The sequence below is a fragment of the Mesorhizobium sp. M0189 genome, assembly GCF_040322135.1.
Classification (GTDB): Bacteria; Pseudomonadota; Alphaproteobacteria; order Rhizobiales; family Rhizobiaceae; genus Mesorhizobium.
The window spans coordinates 368,586-382,143 of the sequence record NZ_JAMYSW010000001.1 but is presented as its reverse complement, the minus strand read 5'-3'; the positions used below and the strand labels follow the sequence as shown (position 1 = coordinate 382,143).

15 protein-coding genes are annotated in these 13,558 nt (G+C 62.4%); 11 read left to right on the top strand and 4 right to left on the bottom strand.

Annotated elements, in window-relative coordinates; translation table 11 throughout:
* Window positions 1-136 precede the first annotated feature (136 nt).
* Window positions 137-289 (top strand): hypothetical protein, encoded by a 153-nt coding sequence (locus NKJ09_RS01795; protein WP_023717791.1) that lies wholly within the window; start codon window positions 137-139, stop codon window positions 287-289.
* Between the two features lie 56 nt (window positions 290-345).
* Here the strand turns inward: NKJ09_RS01795 and gyrA are convergent, their stop codons facing one another.
* Entirely contained in the window at window positions 346-3,156 is a 2,811-nt protein-coding gene (gene gyrA, locus NKJ09_RS01790) for a DNA gyrase subunit A (protein WP_023717792.1), read from the bottom strand.
* 148 nt (window positions 3,157-3,304) lie between these two features.
* Window positions 3,305-4,129, bottom strand: coding sequence for a helix-turn-helix transcriptional regulator (locus NKJ09_RS01785; RefSeq protein ID WP_352494581.1), 825 nt, complete (start codon window positions 4,127-4,129; stop codon window positions 3,305-3,307).
* An 86-nt stretch (window positions 4,130-4,215) separates the two neighbouring features.
* On the opposite strand from NKJ09_RS01785, the gene NKJ09_RS01780 reads away from it, so the two are divergent.
* Entirely contained in the window at window positions 4,216-4,746 is a 531-nt protein-coding gene (locus NKJ09_RS01780) for a hypothetical protein (RefSeq protein WP_352494580.1), read from the top strand.
* 74 nt (window positions 4,747-4,820) lie between these two features.
* Window positions 4,821-5,450, top strand: coding sequence for a MarC family protein (locus NKJ09_RS01775; protein ID WP_023717795.1), 630 nt, complete (start codon window positions 4,821-4,823; stop codon window positions 5,448-5,450).
* Window positions 5,451-5,458: 8 nt separating this feature from the next.
* Here NKJ09_RS01775 and NKJ09_RS01770 read toward each other — a convergent pair whose 3' ends face one another.
* Window positions 5,459-5,881 (bottom strand): OsmC family protein, encoded by a 423-nt coding sequence (locus tag NKJ09_RS01770; protein ID WP_352494579.1) that lies wholly within the window; start codon window positions 5,879-5,881, stop codon window positions 5,459-5,461.
* Window positions 5,882-6,003: 122 nt separating this feature from the next.
* Window positions 6,004-6,516, bottom strand: coding sequence for a single-stranded DNA-binding protein (locus NKJ09_RS01765; protein ID WP_023717797.1), 513 nt, complete (start codon window positions 6,514-6,516; stop codon window positions 6,004-6,006).
* Between the two features lie 208 nt (window positions 6,517-6,724).
* Between NKJ09_RS01765 and NKJ09_RS01760 the strand changes: the two genes are divergently transcribed.
* From NKJ09_RS01760 to NKJ09_RS01725, 8 genes are all read left to right on the top strand, one after another.
* Window positions 6,725-7,114: a cupin domain-containing protein gene (locus NKJ09_RS01760; protein WP_023717798.1), complete on the top strand. Its 390-nt coding sequence runs from the start codon at window positions 6,725-6,727 to the stop codon at window positions 7,112-7,114.
* 81 nt (window positions 7,115-7,195) lie between these two features.
* A complete protein-coding gene (locus NKJ09_RS01755) occupies window positions 7,196-7,510 on the top strand; it encodes an ArsR/SmtB family transcription factor (RefSeq protein WP_023717799.1) in 315 nt (104 codons plus the stop codon).
* Window positions 7,507-8,031, top strand: coding sequence for an SRPBCC family protein (locus NKJ09_RS01750; RefSeq protein ID WP_023717800.1), 525 nt, complete (start codon window positions 7,507-7,509; stop codon window positions 8,029-8,031). Before NKJ09_RS01755 ends, NKJ09_RS01750 begins: the two co-directional genes overlap by 4 nt.
* A 26-nt stretch (window positions 8,032-8,057) precedes the next feature.
* Window positions 8,058-8,663, top strand: coding sequence for an ATP-dependent Clp protease proteolytic subunit (locus NKJ09_RS01745; protein ID WP_352482251.1), 606 nt, complete (start codon window positions 8,058-8,060; stop codon window positions 8,661-8,663).
* Window positions 8,664-8,762: 99 nt separating this feature from the next.
* On the top strand, window positions 8,763-9,059 hold the full coding sequence (locus NKJ09_RS01740; protein WP_023717802.1) for a hypothetical protein: 297 nt from the start codon (window positions 8,763-8,765) through the stop codon (window positions 9,057-9,059).
* Between the two features lie 697 nt (window positions 9,060-9,756).
* Window positions 9,757-12,678, top strand: a complete 2,922-nt coding sequence (gene uvrA, locus NKJ09_RS01735) for an excinuclease ABC subunit UvrA (protein WP_352515887.1) — start codon at window positions 9,757-9,759, stop codon at window positions 12,676-12,678.
* Entirely contained in the window at window positions 12,678-13,088 is a 411-nt protein-coding gene (locus NKJ09_RS01730) for a DUF302 domain-containing protein (protein ID WP_352494577.1), read from the top strand. Before uvrA ends, NKJ09_RS01730 begins: the two co-directional genes overlap by 1 nt.
* Window positions 13,085-13,555, top strand: coding sequence for a GNAT family N-acetyltransferase (locus tag NKJ09_RS01725; RefSeq protein ID WP_352494576.1), 471 nt, complete (start codon window positions 13,085-13,087; stop codon window positions 13,553-13,555). Before NKJ09_RS01730 ends, NKJ09_RS01725 begins: the two co-directional genes overlap by 4 nt.
* Window positions 13,556-13,558 lie beyond the last annotated feature (3 nt).

Sequence of the window (13,558 nt, the reverse complement as noted above, 5' to 3'; positions counted from 1 at the left end):
TGAACCTTTTGGCCGACGTGAACGACAGATGAATGTGCCGCTCACAACGGCTTCACGCAGTGTTCACTAAGTTGCAGCTTCGAAAGATGAAACCAAACACCCATCTAACCGTTGTTAGGCGCAGGAGAACACGCACATGCTGATCTACATGCTCGCCACCGCAATGACCGTCGCCATGCTGATCGCTACCGTATTCGGGTTGCATCAGGAAGCACAGCGAGTCCGCGCCAAGGCCAATACCAAACGGTTCGAAGGCTTCGGCATCCGCAAGCCTTATCGCCACTTCTAGATTGCTGGGGTTTCTTGAGAACGCCGGCCCATAGGGCTGGCGCCGTCGCGGCAAACTCACTCGACGGTAGTGTCAGGCTCCCCACCTTCGGCATCGGTAGCAGCGCCACCTTCAGCATCGACACTCTCTTCGATCTCTTCGTCGGCTTGCGGCTCTGAAATCCGCTCCACCGAAACGACCTTCTCGCCCTCTGCGGTATTAAAGATCGTAACGCCCTTGGTGGCGCGGCTGGCAAAACGAATGCCGTTGACCGGGACGCGGATGACGGTGCCGCCATCCGAAACCAGCATGATCTGATCGTCATTGCCGACCGGGAAAGTCGCCACCAGGCGGCCGATTTCGGCCGTTTTCGACACGTCGGTGGCGCGGATACCCTTGCCGCCACGGCCGGTCAGACGGAAATCGTAGGACGACGAACGCTTGCCGTAGCCATATTCCGTAACCGTCAGCACGAACTGCTCATGTGCCTTGAGGAATTCGTAGCGCTCGTCGGAAAGCTCCGCCTCTTCGCCGACCTCCTCATTGGTAAGCTGGATTTCTTCCTCCTCACCGGCGGCAATGTCGACGACAAGCCGGCGTTCAGCCACCACCCGCTTGAGGTAGGCGGCCCGCTCGGCCGGCGGCGCATCGACATGCTCGATCACCGCCATCGAGATCACCCGGTCGCCATCGGCCATGGCTATGCCGCGTACACCGACCGAATTGCGGCTCTGGAAGACGCGTACGTCGCTGACCGAAAAGCGAATGCACTGGCCGGAACTTGCCGTCAAAAGCACGTCGTCATTGTCGGTGCAGGTTTCGACGCCGAGGATCTCGTCGCCTTCCTCGTCCAGCTTCATGGCGATCTTGCCGTTGCGGTTGACCTGGACGAAGTCCGAAAGCTTGTTGCGACGCACCGTGCCGCGCGTGGTGGCGAACATCACGTCGAGCTCGCCCCAGCTCGTCTCATCCTCCGGCAGCGGCATGATGGTGGTGATGCGCTCGCCCTGTTCGAGCGGCAGCATGTTGATCAGCGCCTTACCGCGCGATTGCGGGTTGCCGATCGGGAGGCGCCAGACCTTTTCCTTGTAGACGATACCGCGTGAGGAGAAGAACAGCACCGGCGTGTGCGTGTTGGCGACGAACAGCCGGGTGACGAAATCCTCGTCCTTGGTCGACATGCCGGAGCGGCCCTTGCCGCCGCGGCGCTGCGCCCGGTAGAGCGACAGCGGCACGCGCTTGATGTAGCCGGAATGGCTGACGGTGACGACCATGTCCTCGCGCTGGATGAGGTCCTCGTCTTCCATGTCGGCCCCGCCCTCGGCGAGCTCGGTGCGGCGCGGTGTGCCGAACTCGTCGCGCACGGCGATGAGTTCGTCCTTGACGATCTGCTGGATGCGGGCGCGGGACGACAGGATGTCCAGGTAATCCTTGATCTCGTCGCCGATCGTATTCAGCTCGTCCGCGATCTCGTCGCGGCCGAGCGCGGTCAGGCGCTGCAGGCGCAGTTCGAGGATGGCGCGGGCCTGCTCCTCGGAGAGATTGTAGGTTCCGTCCTCGTTGATGCGATGGCGCGGATCGTCGATCAACAGAATCAGCGATTCCACGTCGCCCGAAGGCCAGCGCCGCTCCATCAACTGCTCGCGCGCCGTCTGCGGGTCCGGCGCCGTGCGGATCAGCTTGATGACTTCATCGATGTTGGCAACAGCAATGGCAAGGCCGACCAGCACATGGGCGCGGTCGCGCGCCTTGCGCAGCAGGAATTTCGTGCGCCGGCTGATCACCTCCTCACGGAAGGCGACGAACGCCTTCAGCATGTCGGTCAGCGTCAGCAATTCCGGCTTGCCGCCGTTCAGCGCCACCATATTGGCGCCGAAGGACGTCTGCAGCGGGGTGAAGCGGTAAAGCTGGTTGAGGATGACATCGGCGACGGCGTCGCGCTTCAGTTCGATAACGACGCGGTAACCCTGGCGGTCGCTCTCGTCGCGAATGTCGGAAATGCCCTCGATGCGCTTATCGCGCACCAGCTCGGCCATCTTCTCGATCATCGACGCCTTGTTCACCTGGTAGGGAACCTCGGTGATGACAATCGATTCACGGTCGTTGCCGCGTGGCTCGACGTTGACGCGGCCGCGCATGACGATGGAACCGCGGCCTGTCGAATAGGCGCTGTAGATGCCGGAGCGGCCAAGCACGATGCCGCCGGTCGGGAAATCCGGTCCAGGAATGATCTCCATCAGCGCCGGCAGGTCGATCGCCGGATTGTCGATGAGGGCAATGGCGCCGTTGCAGACCTCGCCCAGATTGTGCGGCGGGATGTTGGTGGCCATGCCGACGGCGATACCGCCGGAGCCGTTGACCAACAGGTTCGGAAAGCGCGCCGGCAGGACTTTCGGTTCGCTGCCCGACGCATCGTAAGTGTCCTGGAAATCGACGGTGTCCTTGTCGATGTCTTCCAGCAACTCATGCGCGACCTTGGTCAGCCGCGATTCCGTGTAGCGCATCGCCGCCGGCGGATCGCCGTCGATCGAGCCGAAATTGCCCTGCCCGTCGATCAGCGGAACGCGCAGCGACCAATCCTGCGCCATGCGCACCAAAGCGTCATAGATCGAGGCGTCGCCATGCGGATGGTATTTACCCATCACGTCGGCGACCGGGCGTGCCGATTTCACATATTTGCGGTTCCAGTGATAGCCGCTCTCATAGGCGGCGTAGAGGATGCGGCGATGCACCGGCTTGAGGCCGTCGCGCACGTCCGGCAGCGCACGGCTGACGATTACGCTCATGGCGTAATCGAGATAGGAGCGCTGCATCTCCTCGATGATGGATATCGGCTCGATGCCGGTGGGGCCGCCGTCGGCGCCGCGCGGTGTCTTTTGGTCGGTCAAATCGGATCACAATCTAATCAGGAATCACTTGGTGCTTATATAGGAAGCCGGCCCGAAACTCCAATAATCGCGGCAGTTTTCCAGTGTCGTTTTTAGCGGCAAATTCAAAAGGATACACCAATTGCGACGATATGGCCGTGGCACCCTTTCACGAGCGTCGCCGGCGGGCGCGATAAGTTCCCGGCGTCTCGCCCATCAGCCGCCGGAAACGGCGGTTGAAGGTTGATAGATCGTTGAATCCCGCCGCAAAGGCGATCGCCGAGATCGCCTGATCTGACGTCCGCAGCCGCACGGCTGCCCTGTGCAGCCGCGCTCTCAGCAGGAACTGATAGGGCGTCATGCCGGCAACGTGCCGGAAGGTGCGCAGGAAATGGTAAGGGCTGGTGGCGGTCTCGTCGGCGAGTTCGGCAAGCGAGATCGGCCGGTCGGCATCGATTTCGATGCGGCGCACCGCTTCGGCGACACGCTTCTGGTCACGGCGACTTGGCGCCCGTCCCCGATCCGTATCGCCGCAAGCCGCTGTCACGGCTGCGCCGGCAATGCGCAGGGCGAGTTCCTCGAACGCGCCGGTGTCGGCCATCTCGCGCGCCGCCTCCGCTTCGGCGAGCAGCGGCACCAGCGCCGGCAAAGGCGGCAGGCGCGGCATGCTGAAATCAAGCTGCTTTGCGCCCGCGTCGGCGACGATCCGCTCCATATAGGCCAGTCCGAAATGGAAGGAGAGGCAGCGGTCGCCGGCGCCATGCTCATGACCGCATTCGTAGCATGTACCGGGATTGCCGAGCAGGAGCGCGCCAGGCGCCAGCATCGCCGTGCCCTGGCGCGCACGATAGCGGAACGTGCCGCTGGTCACGGCGGCGACGCAGAAATCCCGATGCTCCTCCTCGAATGGCCTGTCGGCGGCACTAGCGGTGCAGATGACATCCAACACCTGCCAGCCTCGGCCCGACGCCAGCCTATGCGCGCTCGTCGTCATCGCCGAAACATAGCAATTTTTCCCAAGCGCAGAACCCCTGTCGGCTTCTATGCTTGCCGGTCTCCTGACAAGATGAGAGCGAAGCCATGTCCAATTCCTTTGCCAAGGCCCTGCACAGCGATGGGCCCGCACCGGCCCTTGCCGAGAAACTGAACCTTTACGGCCGCTTCGTCGGCGCCTGGACGTTCGACGCCACGCGCCATCTCGAAGACGGCCAGGTGCTGACCGGGCGCGGCGAGGTGCACTTCGGCTGGGTGCTTGAAGGCCGAGCGATCCAGGACGTATGGATCCTGCCCGCTCGCGACGCCGGCCCCTCGCCGTCGCTCGGCAAATGGACCTTCTATGGCACGACGTTGCGCGTCTATGACCCAGGCGTCGACGTCTGGCACATCTTCTGGAGCGACCCGCGCAACCAGTATTACAGCCGCCAGCTGGGCCGCGTCGAAGGCGACACGATCGTCCAATTGGGCGCAGACGGCACCGGCGCTTCGGTACGCTGGAGCTTTTCCCGGATCACCGGAGATTCCTTCCGCTGGCTGGGCGAGCGCTCGTATGACGACGGCGCCACCTGGCGTGTCGAAGTCGAGTTTCTGGCGCGGCGCGCCGCCAGCCCCTGATCCGCACGGTTTCCACTGGCACCGCTTTGCTCTACCAATCCCGTTATCCGGCATTGCCGGCGGGGAGGGTCAGCATGCCGAGCTTCGACAGCCTGTTCAACGCCTTCGTCACCATACTGGTGACGATCGATCCGCCCGGCCTGGCGCCGCTCTTCCTCGCCGTGACCCGCGGCATGAACCGCGAGGAGCGCAACCAGGTCTCCGTGCGCGCCTCGGTCATCGCCTTCCTGGTGATGGCGTTGTTCGCAGTCGCCGGCGCGTCGATCCTGTCAGTCTTCGGCATCACCCTGCCGGCCTTCCGCGTCGCCGGCGGCTTTCTGCTGTTCTTCATCGCCTTCGAAATGGTGTTCGAGCGCCGGCAGGACCGCAAGGAGAAGATCGGCGATGTCGCCATCACCAGGGACATGATCCACAACATCGCCGCCTTTCCGCTGGCGATCCCGCTTATTGCGGGTCCCGGCGCGATTTCGGCGACCGTCCTGCTCTCAAGCTCGTTTCAGGGTTTTAGCGCGCAGACAGCACTTGTCGGCATCATCGCGATCTGCCTTGTCATCACCTACCTGGTGTTCGTGCTGTCAGAGCGCATCGACCGTATCCTCGGCCAGACCGGCCGTTCGATCCTCACGCGGCTGCTTGGCGTCATACTGGCGGCGCTCGCCGTGCAGTTCGTCGCCGACGGCATCAAGGCACTGATGGCGACGTAGGAACCGCCCTACTTCGCCGTCTCGATCACTTCGAAGTCATGGGTGATCACGGCGGTCTTGGCCATCATTGCCGAGGTCGAGCAGTATTTCTCGATCGAAAGCTCGATCGCGCGCTTTACCTTGTCGTGCGACAGCGCCCGGCCCTTGACGACAAAATGCATGTGGATGCGGGTGAACACCTTGGGATCGGCTTCTGCACGGTCGGCATCGAGTTCGACGACGCAATCTTCGACCGCCTCGCGCCCCTTTTCCAGGATATGGACCACGTCATAAGCCGAACAGCCGCCGGTGCCGATCAGCACCAGCTCCATTGGGCTCGGCCCCGGCGTCTTGCCCTCCGGCCCGAACGCAGTGCCTAGCACCAGCTTGTGCCCACTGGCGGACTCGCCGACGAAAGTGCGCTCCTCGACCCATTTGACCCTTGCTTTCACTGATCCGTCCTTTCACCGCTCAAACGCACAACGTCCCGAAAATCCAAGACAGATTTTCGGGACGCCATTTCGTGGCCAAGGTGCTGGCGCTTTTCGCCGCAAGGGCAGTCCGCCCCGAGAAATCAGAACGGGATTTCGTCGTCCAGTTCGCGCGACGAACCACCGCCGGTGCCCTTGTTGGCGCCACCGCGATTGAAACTTTCTCCCGGGCCGGACTGGCCGAAATCGGACCCGCGGCTGGCACCACCACCGGCATAGTTGCCGACCTGGCCGCCGCCCTCGCCCCGTGCATCGAGCATCTGCAGCTCGCCGCGGAATTTCTGCAGCACGATTTCGGTCGTATAGCGGTCATTGCCGGTCTGGTCCTGCCACTTGCGCGTCTGCAACTGGCCCTCGACGTAGACTTTCATGCCCTTCTTCAGATACTGCTCGGCCACCTTGGCGATCTGATCGTTGAAGATCACGACATTGTGCCACTCGGTCTTTTCCTTGCGCTCTCCGGACGTCTTGTCGCGCCAGCTTTCCGACGTCGCGATGCGGATGTTGACAACCGGGTCACCCGAATTCAGGCGGCGGATTTCAGGGTCCGCCCCGAGGTTGCCCACCAGAATGACCTTGTTGACGCTACCCGCCATGATACTTCTCCGCGCTCATCCGAAACCAGATTTCTGTCGCTGCACCTTACAGGCTATGGATAAGCCCTGCCTGCCGTCGCTGCCTTTTCCCACAACGTTTTTGTTCTCTTTTCGTTCTATAGTACAGGCCCTGCACTGTCAATAGTTGTCAGCAAGAAGTAGTGTCTTGGCGTCGAATTTCCACAGACCATGGGATCGAGGCGAACGCATGAAGACGGTTGCGCATGACGATCAGCCGCAAGAAGAATGGCGGGCGGGGGTAAAGACCCGAATGCATGTCTCGGCTCGCAACGGCGCAACTCAACTTTGCATATTCGAACAATGGGTCGAACCAGCGGTTGGCGCCCCGACACATTGGCACCCGGTCGAGGAAGTGCTTACCGTCATCGCTGGCAAGGCCGAGATGTGGATCGACGAAGAGCATGTCGTCTTGACTGCCGGACAGTCGCTTGTTGTTGCCGCGCGCAGGCGACATGGCTTCCGAAACGTCGGCTCCGAAATGCTTCATATCCATGCCGTGCTCGCGTCATCAGTTTTCGAGGCGACGTTCAACGGATCCCCTGACATGGTGAGACGCTGGCTTCCAGCGAGTTTGTAAAACCTCGCCCGTCTTAAAAAACACCGCCTGTCTTAAAAACACGGCTTGCCAAACCGATAAGTATCGACTTATGCTTTTGACATGATCGAAGCAGAGATTTTTCGGGCACTGGCCGATCCGACGCGTCGCGCCGTCTATGAGCGGCTCGCCGGCGGCGAGATGACGGTGTCGGAACTGCGCACTGGCATGCCGGTATCGCAGCCGGCGGTATCGCAACACCTCGCCGTGCTGCGCGGCGCCGGCCTCGTGGTCGAGCGCCGGGCCGGTCGCAACGCCTATTACCGCGCCGATCCGAAGGGGCTTGCGCCACTGCTCGGCTGGATCGAACGCTACCGCGCGTTCTGGCCAGAGCGCATCGAAAGGCTCAAGACGGTTTTGAAGGACATGGACCAATGACCAGCCGAGGCAAAGAACGCGCGGAAATGGCGGCAGACAAGATCGAGTTCGAGTGCGAGCTGCCGGAGCCGCCGGAAAAGGTGTGGCGGGCGCTGACGGTGCCGGACCTGCTCGCGGCCTGGATGATGCCGAACGACATTGAACCAAAGATCGGTAGCCGCTTTGCCTTTAAAGCGCCCGAGGCGCCGATCGAATGCGAAATCCTCGACGCCGATCCCGGACGGCTGCTGCGCTATTCCTGGCGGGAACGGCCGGCGCCCGGCGATACACAGGCGCCGCCCGGCAGCCCGGTGGACAGCCCAATGGACGACAGCCCGGTGGACAGCATCGTCACCTTTACGCTCGATCGCACCGTTTCCGGCGGCACGCATCTGCGCATCGTCCATGATGGTTTTGCTCGGGCAGCGATGCCGGAGATCGCGATGGCAGGCGCCGGCTGTCGGCTTTCGTTTGAAGCGCGCAATCCCAGGCACAAGCAGATCGCCGCCAACATCCCGCGCCTCTTCCTGCGCGCGGCCTGAACGACAATAGTCAACGGAGAGAAACGATGAGCGGCCTTGCCAATCTGGTGCCGATGGTGATCGAGCAGTCGAGCCGCGGCGAACGCGCCTTCGACATATTTTCGCGGCTGCTGCGCGAGCGCATCGTCTTCATCAACGGCCCGATCGACGACGGCACCTCGGCGCTGGTCTGCGCCCAGCTTCTGTCGCTGGAATCCGACAATCCCGACAAGGAGGTCTCGCTCTACATCAACTCGCCGGGCGGCGTGGTGACCAGCGGTTTCGCCATCTACGACACGATGCAGTACATCAGCTGCCCGGTCTCCACCGTTTGTATGGGCTTCGCCGCCTCGATGGCCTCGTTCCTCTTGATGGCGGGCACGCCGGGGCGGCGCATCGCATTGCCCAACGCCAGCATCGTGCTGCATCAGCCTCTCGGCGGTTTCCAGGGCCAGGCCTCCGACATCCAGCGCCATGCCGAGGGCATCCTTCGCACCAAGCGGCGCATGACCGATCTTTACGCCCAGCATTGCGGCCGCACCTACGAAGAAGTGGAACGCACGCTCGACCGCGACTTTTTCATGACCGCGCAGGAGGCCAAGGATTGGGGCCTCGTTGACCATGTTTTCGACACTCGCAAACAGGCCGCGTGAACGAGCGAAGGCGGCGGCCGGCACTGAGGCGACTGAGCGCCCAGCAATTTCAGGGCAGTCGGTCTGGTCTTGCCGCTATCGCGGCACTATAGTCCGGTGATGATCGCGAACCGTCCATCCAGCCTGTTATGCGTTGCCGTCGCGACCGTTGCCGGCACGAACATGCTGGTGGGCATGGCACTTGCCCAAGATAATTCGACGTCTTCGCAAAGGGGCGCCCTGCCCGGTGTGACCAGCGACTATCGCATCGCCGAGCCAGCGCCGCAGCCAGAGCCAGACGACGCAGTTCCCAGCAGCGGCAACGGCACGTTCAAGATCGGCGATACCGAAGTTCGGATTTCCGGTAGCATAACCATCGATGTCGCTACCGGCGGGATCAGGCCTCCCAGCCGCTAAGTTCGCCTGGTATGTACCACAAATGTGCGCTTCAAACGAACAGCCCCGCCATTGCTTATGCAACTGACGGGGCTTCTTGGATCTGAAATCCAAATTGCCGGGAGTGTACTGCCGGCTTTTTATTTCGGATGCTTCGCGGCGTTCAGCCGACGATCCGACTAGCGGTCTCTGATTGTTGTGGGGATCGGCAAGTCAACGTTGGCAGATAGCGCAAAACGCCTGACCTGGCCACTTATACCTGCCGCGGCTCCAGCGACACGTGGAGCCTCAAGGAACTATCCGGTGGAGTCATGCCTCTGCTCTCCTTCTGTTCATTGTGACTGTCGTCGTCGAAGCGCTCATCGCATAACCCACGGCATCTCGCAGGCTAGCCCCAGGCCGCGAGGCCATCGAAAGACGGCCGGCTTCGTTGACGTTTGGAGTCTGCCCCCGTGACGCATGGACGTCAACCTTGAATAGCCGATTACCGAAAAATGTGATCGCGAGACGCATTGTGAAGCCGGCTGTACGGGCAGCTTTTGTCAGGAGCGTGTTCGGCCTTTGTTCTTTCCGCTTGCCCGTTCGCGCGAAAGGCGGTTAAACGCATTGGTCGAGAGTTGTGGCGTCTCTCGAAAAGGCGGCGAAATTACCTACATAGGGGGTGGTCGGGAAAACCCGCCCATCCCACGAATTCCAGATTCTGAGGCGGCGACCGGCGATGGCCGACCATAAATATCTCTCCATTCGCGGGGCACGCGAACACAATCTGAAGAATGTCGATCTCGACCTGCCGCGTGACAGCCTGATTGTCATGACCGGCCTGTCGGGGTCCGGCAAGTCGTCGCTTGCCTTCGACACCATCTATGCCGAAGGCCAGCGCCGCTATGTCGAGAGCCTTTCGGCCTACGCACGGCAATTCCTCGAGATGATGCAGAAGCCGGACGTCGACCAGATCGACGGCCTGTCGCCGGCCATCTCCATCGAGCAGAAGACCACCTCGAAGAACCCGCGCTCGACGGTCGGCACCGTCACCGAGATCTACGATTATATGCGGCTTTTGTTCGCCCGCGTCGGCATCCCCTATTCGCCGGCCACCGGCCTGCCGATCGAGAGCCAGACGGTTTCGCAGATGGTCGACCGGGTGCTTGCGGTCGAAGAGGGCACCCGGCTGTTCATCCTGGCACCGATGGTGCGCGGCCGCAAAGGCGAGTACCGCAAGGAACTGCTCGAGCTGCAGAAAAAGGGTTTTCAGCGCGTCAAGGTCGACGGCGTCTTCTACGAGATCGCCGACGTGCCGGCGCTGGACAAGAAGTACAAGCACGACATCGACGTCGTCGTCGACCGCATCGTCGTGCGCGGCGATCTGGCGACGCGGCTCGCCGATTCCATCGAGACCGCGCTGAAGCTGGCCGACGGGCTGGCGGTGGCGGAATTTGCCGACAAGCCGCTCGACGCCAGCCAGACCGGCGAGGATTCGGTCAACAAGTCGAAGAACGAGACGCATGAGCGCATGCTGTTCTCGGAAAAATTCGCCTGCCCGGTGTCCGGCTTCACCATTCCCGAGATCGAGCCCAGGCTGTTCTCGTTCAACAATCCGTTCGGCGCCTGCCCGACCTGTGACGGGCTCGGCAGCCAGCGCGCCATTGACGCCAGCCTGGTCGTGCCCGACGAGAATGTCTCGCTGCGTGCCGGCGCCGTCAGCCCGTGGGCGAAGTCGACCTCACCCTATTATGCGCAGACGCTGGAAGCGCTGGGCGTTGCCTATGGCTTCAAGCTCGGCGACAAGTTCAAGGATTTGAGCGAAGAGGCAAAGCAAGCGATCCTGCACGGCACTGGCGAGCGCGAAATCGCCTTCCAGTATGATGACGGGCTGCGCTCCTACAAGACGACCAAGACCTTCGAGGGCGTCATCCCCAATCTCGAGCGCCGCTGGAAGGAAACCGAATCCGCCTGGATGCGCGAGGAGATCGAGCGCTTCATGTCGGCCACGCCCTGCCCGGCCTGCCGCGGCTACCGGCTGAAGCCCGAGGCGCTCGCAGTCAAGATCGCCGGCAAGCACATTGGCGAGGTCACCGAGCTGTCGATCCGCAAGGCTGACCAGTGGTTCACCGATTTGCCTGCTTCGCTTAACGACAAGCAGAACGAGATCGCAGTGCGCGTGCTCAAGGAAATCCGCGAGCGGCTGCGCTTCCTCAACGATGTCGGTCTCGACTATCTGACGCTGTCGCGCAACTCCGGCACGCTGTCGGGCGGCGAGAGCCAGCGCATCCGCCTCGCTTCGCAGATCGGCTCCGGCCTGACCGGCGTGCTCTACGTGCTCGACGAGCCGTCGATCGGCCTGCATCAGCGCGACAATGCCCGCCTGCTCGACACGCTGAAGCATCTGCGCGACATCGGCAACACGGTCATCGTCGTCGAGCACGACGAGGATGCCATCCTGCATGCCGACTACGTCGTCGATATCGGCCCGGCCGCCGGCATCCATGGCGGTCACATCATCGCCCAGGGCACACCGCAGCAGATCATGGCGACGCCCGCCTCGATCACCGGCAAATATCTGTCGGGCGAGCTCGAAGTGGCGACGCCTGCGGTTCGGCGCGAGGCGAAAAAGAACCGCCGGCTGAAGATCGTCGGCGCGCGCGGCAACAATCTGAAGAACGTCACCGCTGAAATCCCGCTCGGCACGTTTACCGCCGTCACCGGCGTGTCCGGCGGCGGCAAGTCGACCTTCCTGATCGAGACCTTGTTCAAGGCGGCGTCACGCCGCATCATGGGCTCGCGTGAGCATCCTGCCGATCACGACCGCATCGAAGGGCTGGAATTCCTCGACAAGGTCATCGATATCGACCAGTCGCCGATCGGGCGCACCCCGCGCTCCAACCCTGCAACCTATACCGGCGCCTTCACGCCGATCCGCGACTGGTTCGCCGGCCTGCCGGAGGCCAAGGCGCGCGGCTACCAGCCGGGCCGTTTCTCGTTCAACGTCAAGGGCGGCCGCTGCGAGGCCTGCCAGGGCGACGGCGTCATCAAGATCGAGATGCATTTTCTGCCCGACGTCTATGTCACCTGTGATGTCTGCCACGGCAAGCGCTACAACCGCGAGACGCTCGACGTGCTGTTCAAGGGCAAGTCCATCGCCGACGTGCTCGACATGACGGTCGAGGAAGGCGTCGATTTCTTCGCCGCCGTGCCCGGCGTGCGCGACAAGCTGGAGACGCTGAAACGGGTCGGCCTCGGCTACATCCATGTTGGCCAGCAGGCGACGACTTTATCGGGCGGCGAAGCGCAGCGCATCAAGCTCGCCAAGGAACTGTCGCGCAAGGCAACCGGCAAAACGCTCTACATCCTCGACGAACCGACCACCGGCCTGCATTTCCACGATGTCGCCAAGCTGCTTGAAGTGCTGCACGAGCTGGTCGACCAGGGCAACACGGTCGTCGTCATCGAGCACAATCTAGAGGTGATCAAGACCGCTGACTGGGTTCTCGATCTTGGCCCCGAAGGTGGTGACGGCGGCGGCGAGCTGGTGGCGTCCGGCACGCCGGAGGACATCGTTCGCGAAAAGCGCAGCTATACCGGGCAGTTCCTGAGGGAATTGCTGGAGCGGCGCCCCGGAGGCAAGCGCGAAGCGGCGGAGTGATGGCAAAGAACGGTCTCATCACGGTCCAAAGCAGCTTCGGCGTGGCCGAAACCATCGATCGCCTGGTCGAGACTGTGGAACGTGCAGGATTGCTGGTCTTCGCCCGCATTGACCACGCCGCCGGTGCGCGCAATGTCGAAACATCACTGCGTCCAACCCAGCTCCTGATTTTCGGCAATCCCAAAGGCGGTACGCCACTGATGCAGGACCGGCAGCTTGCCGGCATCGATCTGCCGGTCAAGGCGCTGGCTTGGGAGGACGAGCAAGGCACGGTCTGGCTCTCCTACAATGACGCACACTGGCTGGCGGAACGCCACGGCTTGGGCGACGCTAGTCGCAATGCCGTCGCTGCGATCGCCGCCGGCATGGACAAGGTGATTGCGGCCGCTGCCGGCGCGGGCCAGTTTTGATCATGAGAGCCGCTCGGGCCGATGATCTCCCTACGGTGATCTCGCTCACCACCGACGCCTACGCGCCCTACACTGCCCTGTTCGGAGCGCCGCCGATCCCCGTCACCGAGGACTATGCGCCGCGCATAGAACGCGGCGAGGTCTGGCTTTCGGAGCAGTACGGACAGCCGGCCGGCCTGATCGTTCTCGAACGGCACGATGACCACACAGTGATCTTCAGCGTCGCCGTTGCGCCCGCCTTTCAAGGCAAGGGTTTCGGCATAGCGCTGCTCGACTGGGCCGAGCAACAGACGCGCCTGTGGAGCTTGCCTGAAATCCGACTCTACACCAATTCCAGAATGGAACGGAACGTTTCGTTGTATAAGGCCTACGGCTTTCGCGAAACGGGTCGCCGGCCCAATCCATATCGGCCAGGATGGACGGTCGTCGACATGGCGAAAGCCGTCGAGACGACCGCCATCGCGTGATCC

What these genes read in the sequence shown, in the direction of transcription:
- NKJ09_RS01795 (WP_023717791.1), top strand. Translation starts at nt 137, where the DNA reads ATGCTGATCTACATGCTCGCCACCGCAATGACCGTCGCCATGCTGATC.
- NKJ09_RS01785 (WP_352494581.1), bottom strand. Translation starts at nt 4,129, where the DNA reads ATGACGACGAGCGCGCATAGGCTGGCGTCGGGCCGAGGCTGGCAGGTG.
- NKJ09_RS01780 (WP_352494580.1), top strand. Translation starts at nt 4,216, where the DNA reads ATGTCCAATTCCTTTGCCAAGGCCCTGCACAGCGATGGGCCCGCACCG.
- NKJ09_RS01775 (WP_023717795.1), top strand. Translation starts at nt 4,821, where the DNA reads ATGCCGAGCTTCGACAGCCTGTTCAACGCCTTCGTCACCATACTGGTG.
- NKJ09_RS01765 (WP_023717797.1), bottom strand. Translation starts at nt 6,516, where the DNA reads ATGGCGGGTAGCGTCAACAAGGTCATTCTGGTGGGCAACCTCGGGGCG.
- NKJ09_RS01760 (WP_023717798.1), top strand. Translation starts at nt 6,725, where the DNA reads ATGAAGACGGTTGCGCATGACGATCAGCCGCAAGAAGAATGGCGGGCG.
- NKJ09_RS01755 (WP_023717799.1), top strand. Translation starts at nt 7,196, where the DNA reads ATGATCGAAGCAGAGATTTTTCGGGCACTGGCCGATCCGACGCGTCGC.
- NKJ09_RS01750 (WP_023717800.1), top strand. Translation starts at nt 7,507, where the DNA reads ATGACCAGCCGAGGCAAAGAACGCGCGGAAATGGCGGCAGACAAGATC.
- NKJ09_RS01745 (WP_352482251.1), top strand. Translation starts at nt 8,058, where the DNA reads ATGAGCGGCCTTGCCAATCTGGTGCCGATGGTGATCGAGCAGTCGAGC.
- NKJ09_RS01740 (WP_023717802.1), top strand. Translation starts at nt 8,763, where the DNA reads ATGATCGCGAACCGTCCATCCAGCCTGTTATGCGTTGCCGTCGCGACC.
- uvrA (WP_352515887.1), top strand. Translation starts at nt 9,757, where the DNA reads ATGGCCGACCATAAATATCTCTCCATTCGCGGGGCACGCGAACACAAT.
- NKJ09_RS01730 (WP_352494577.1), top strand. Translation starts at nt 12,678, where the DNA reads ATGGCAAAGAACGGTCTCATCACGGTCCAAAGCAGCTTCGGCGTGGCC.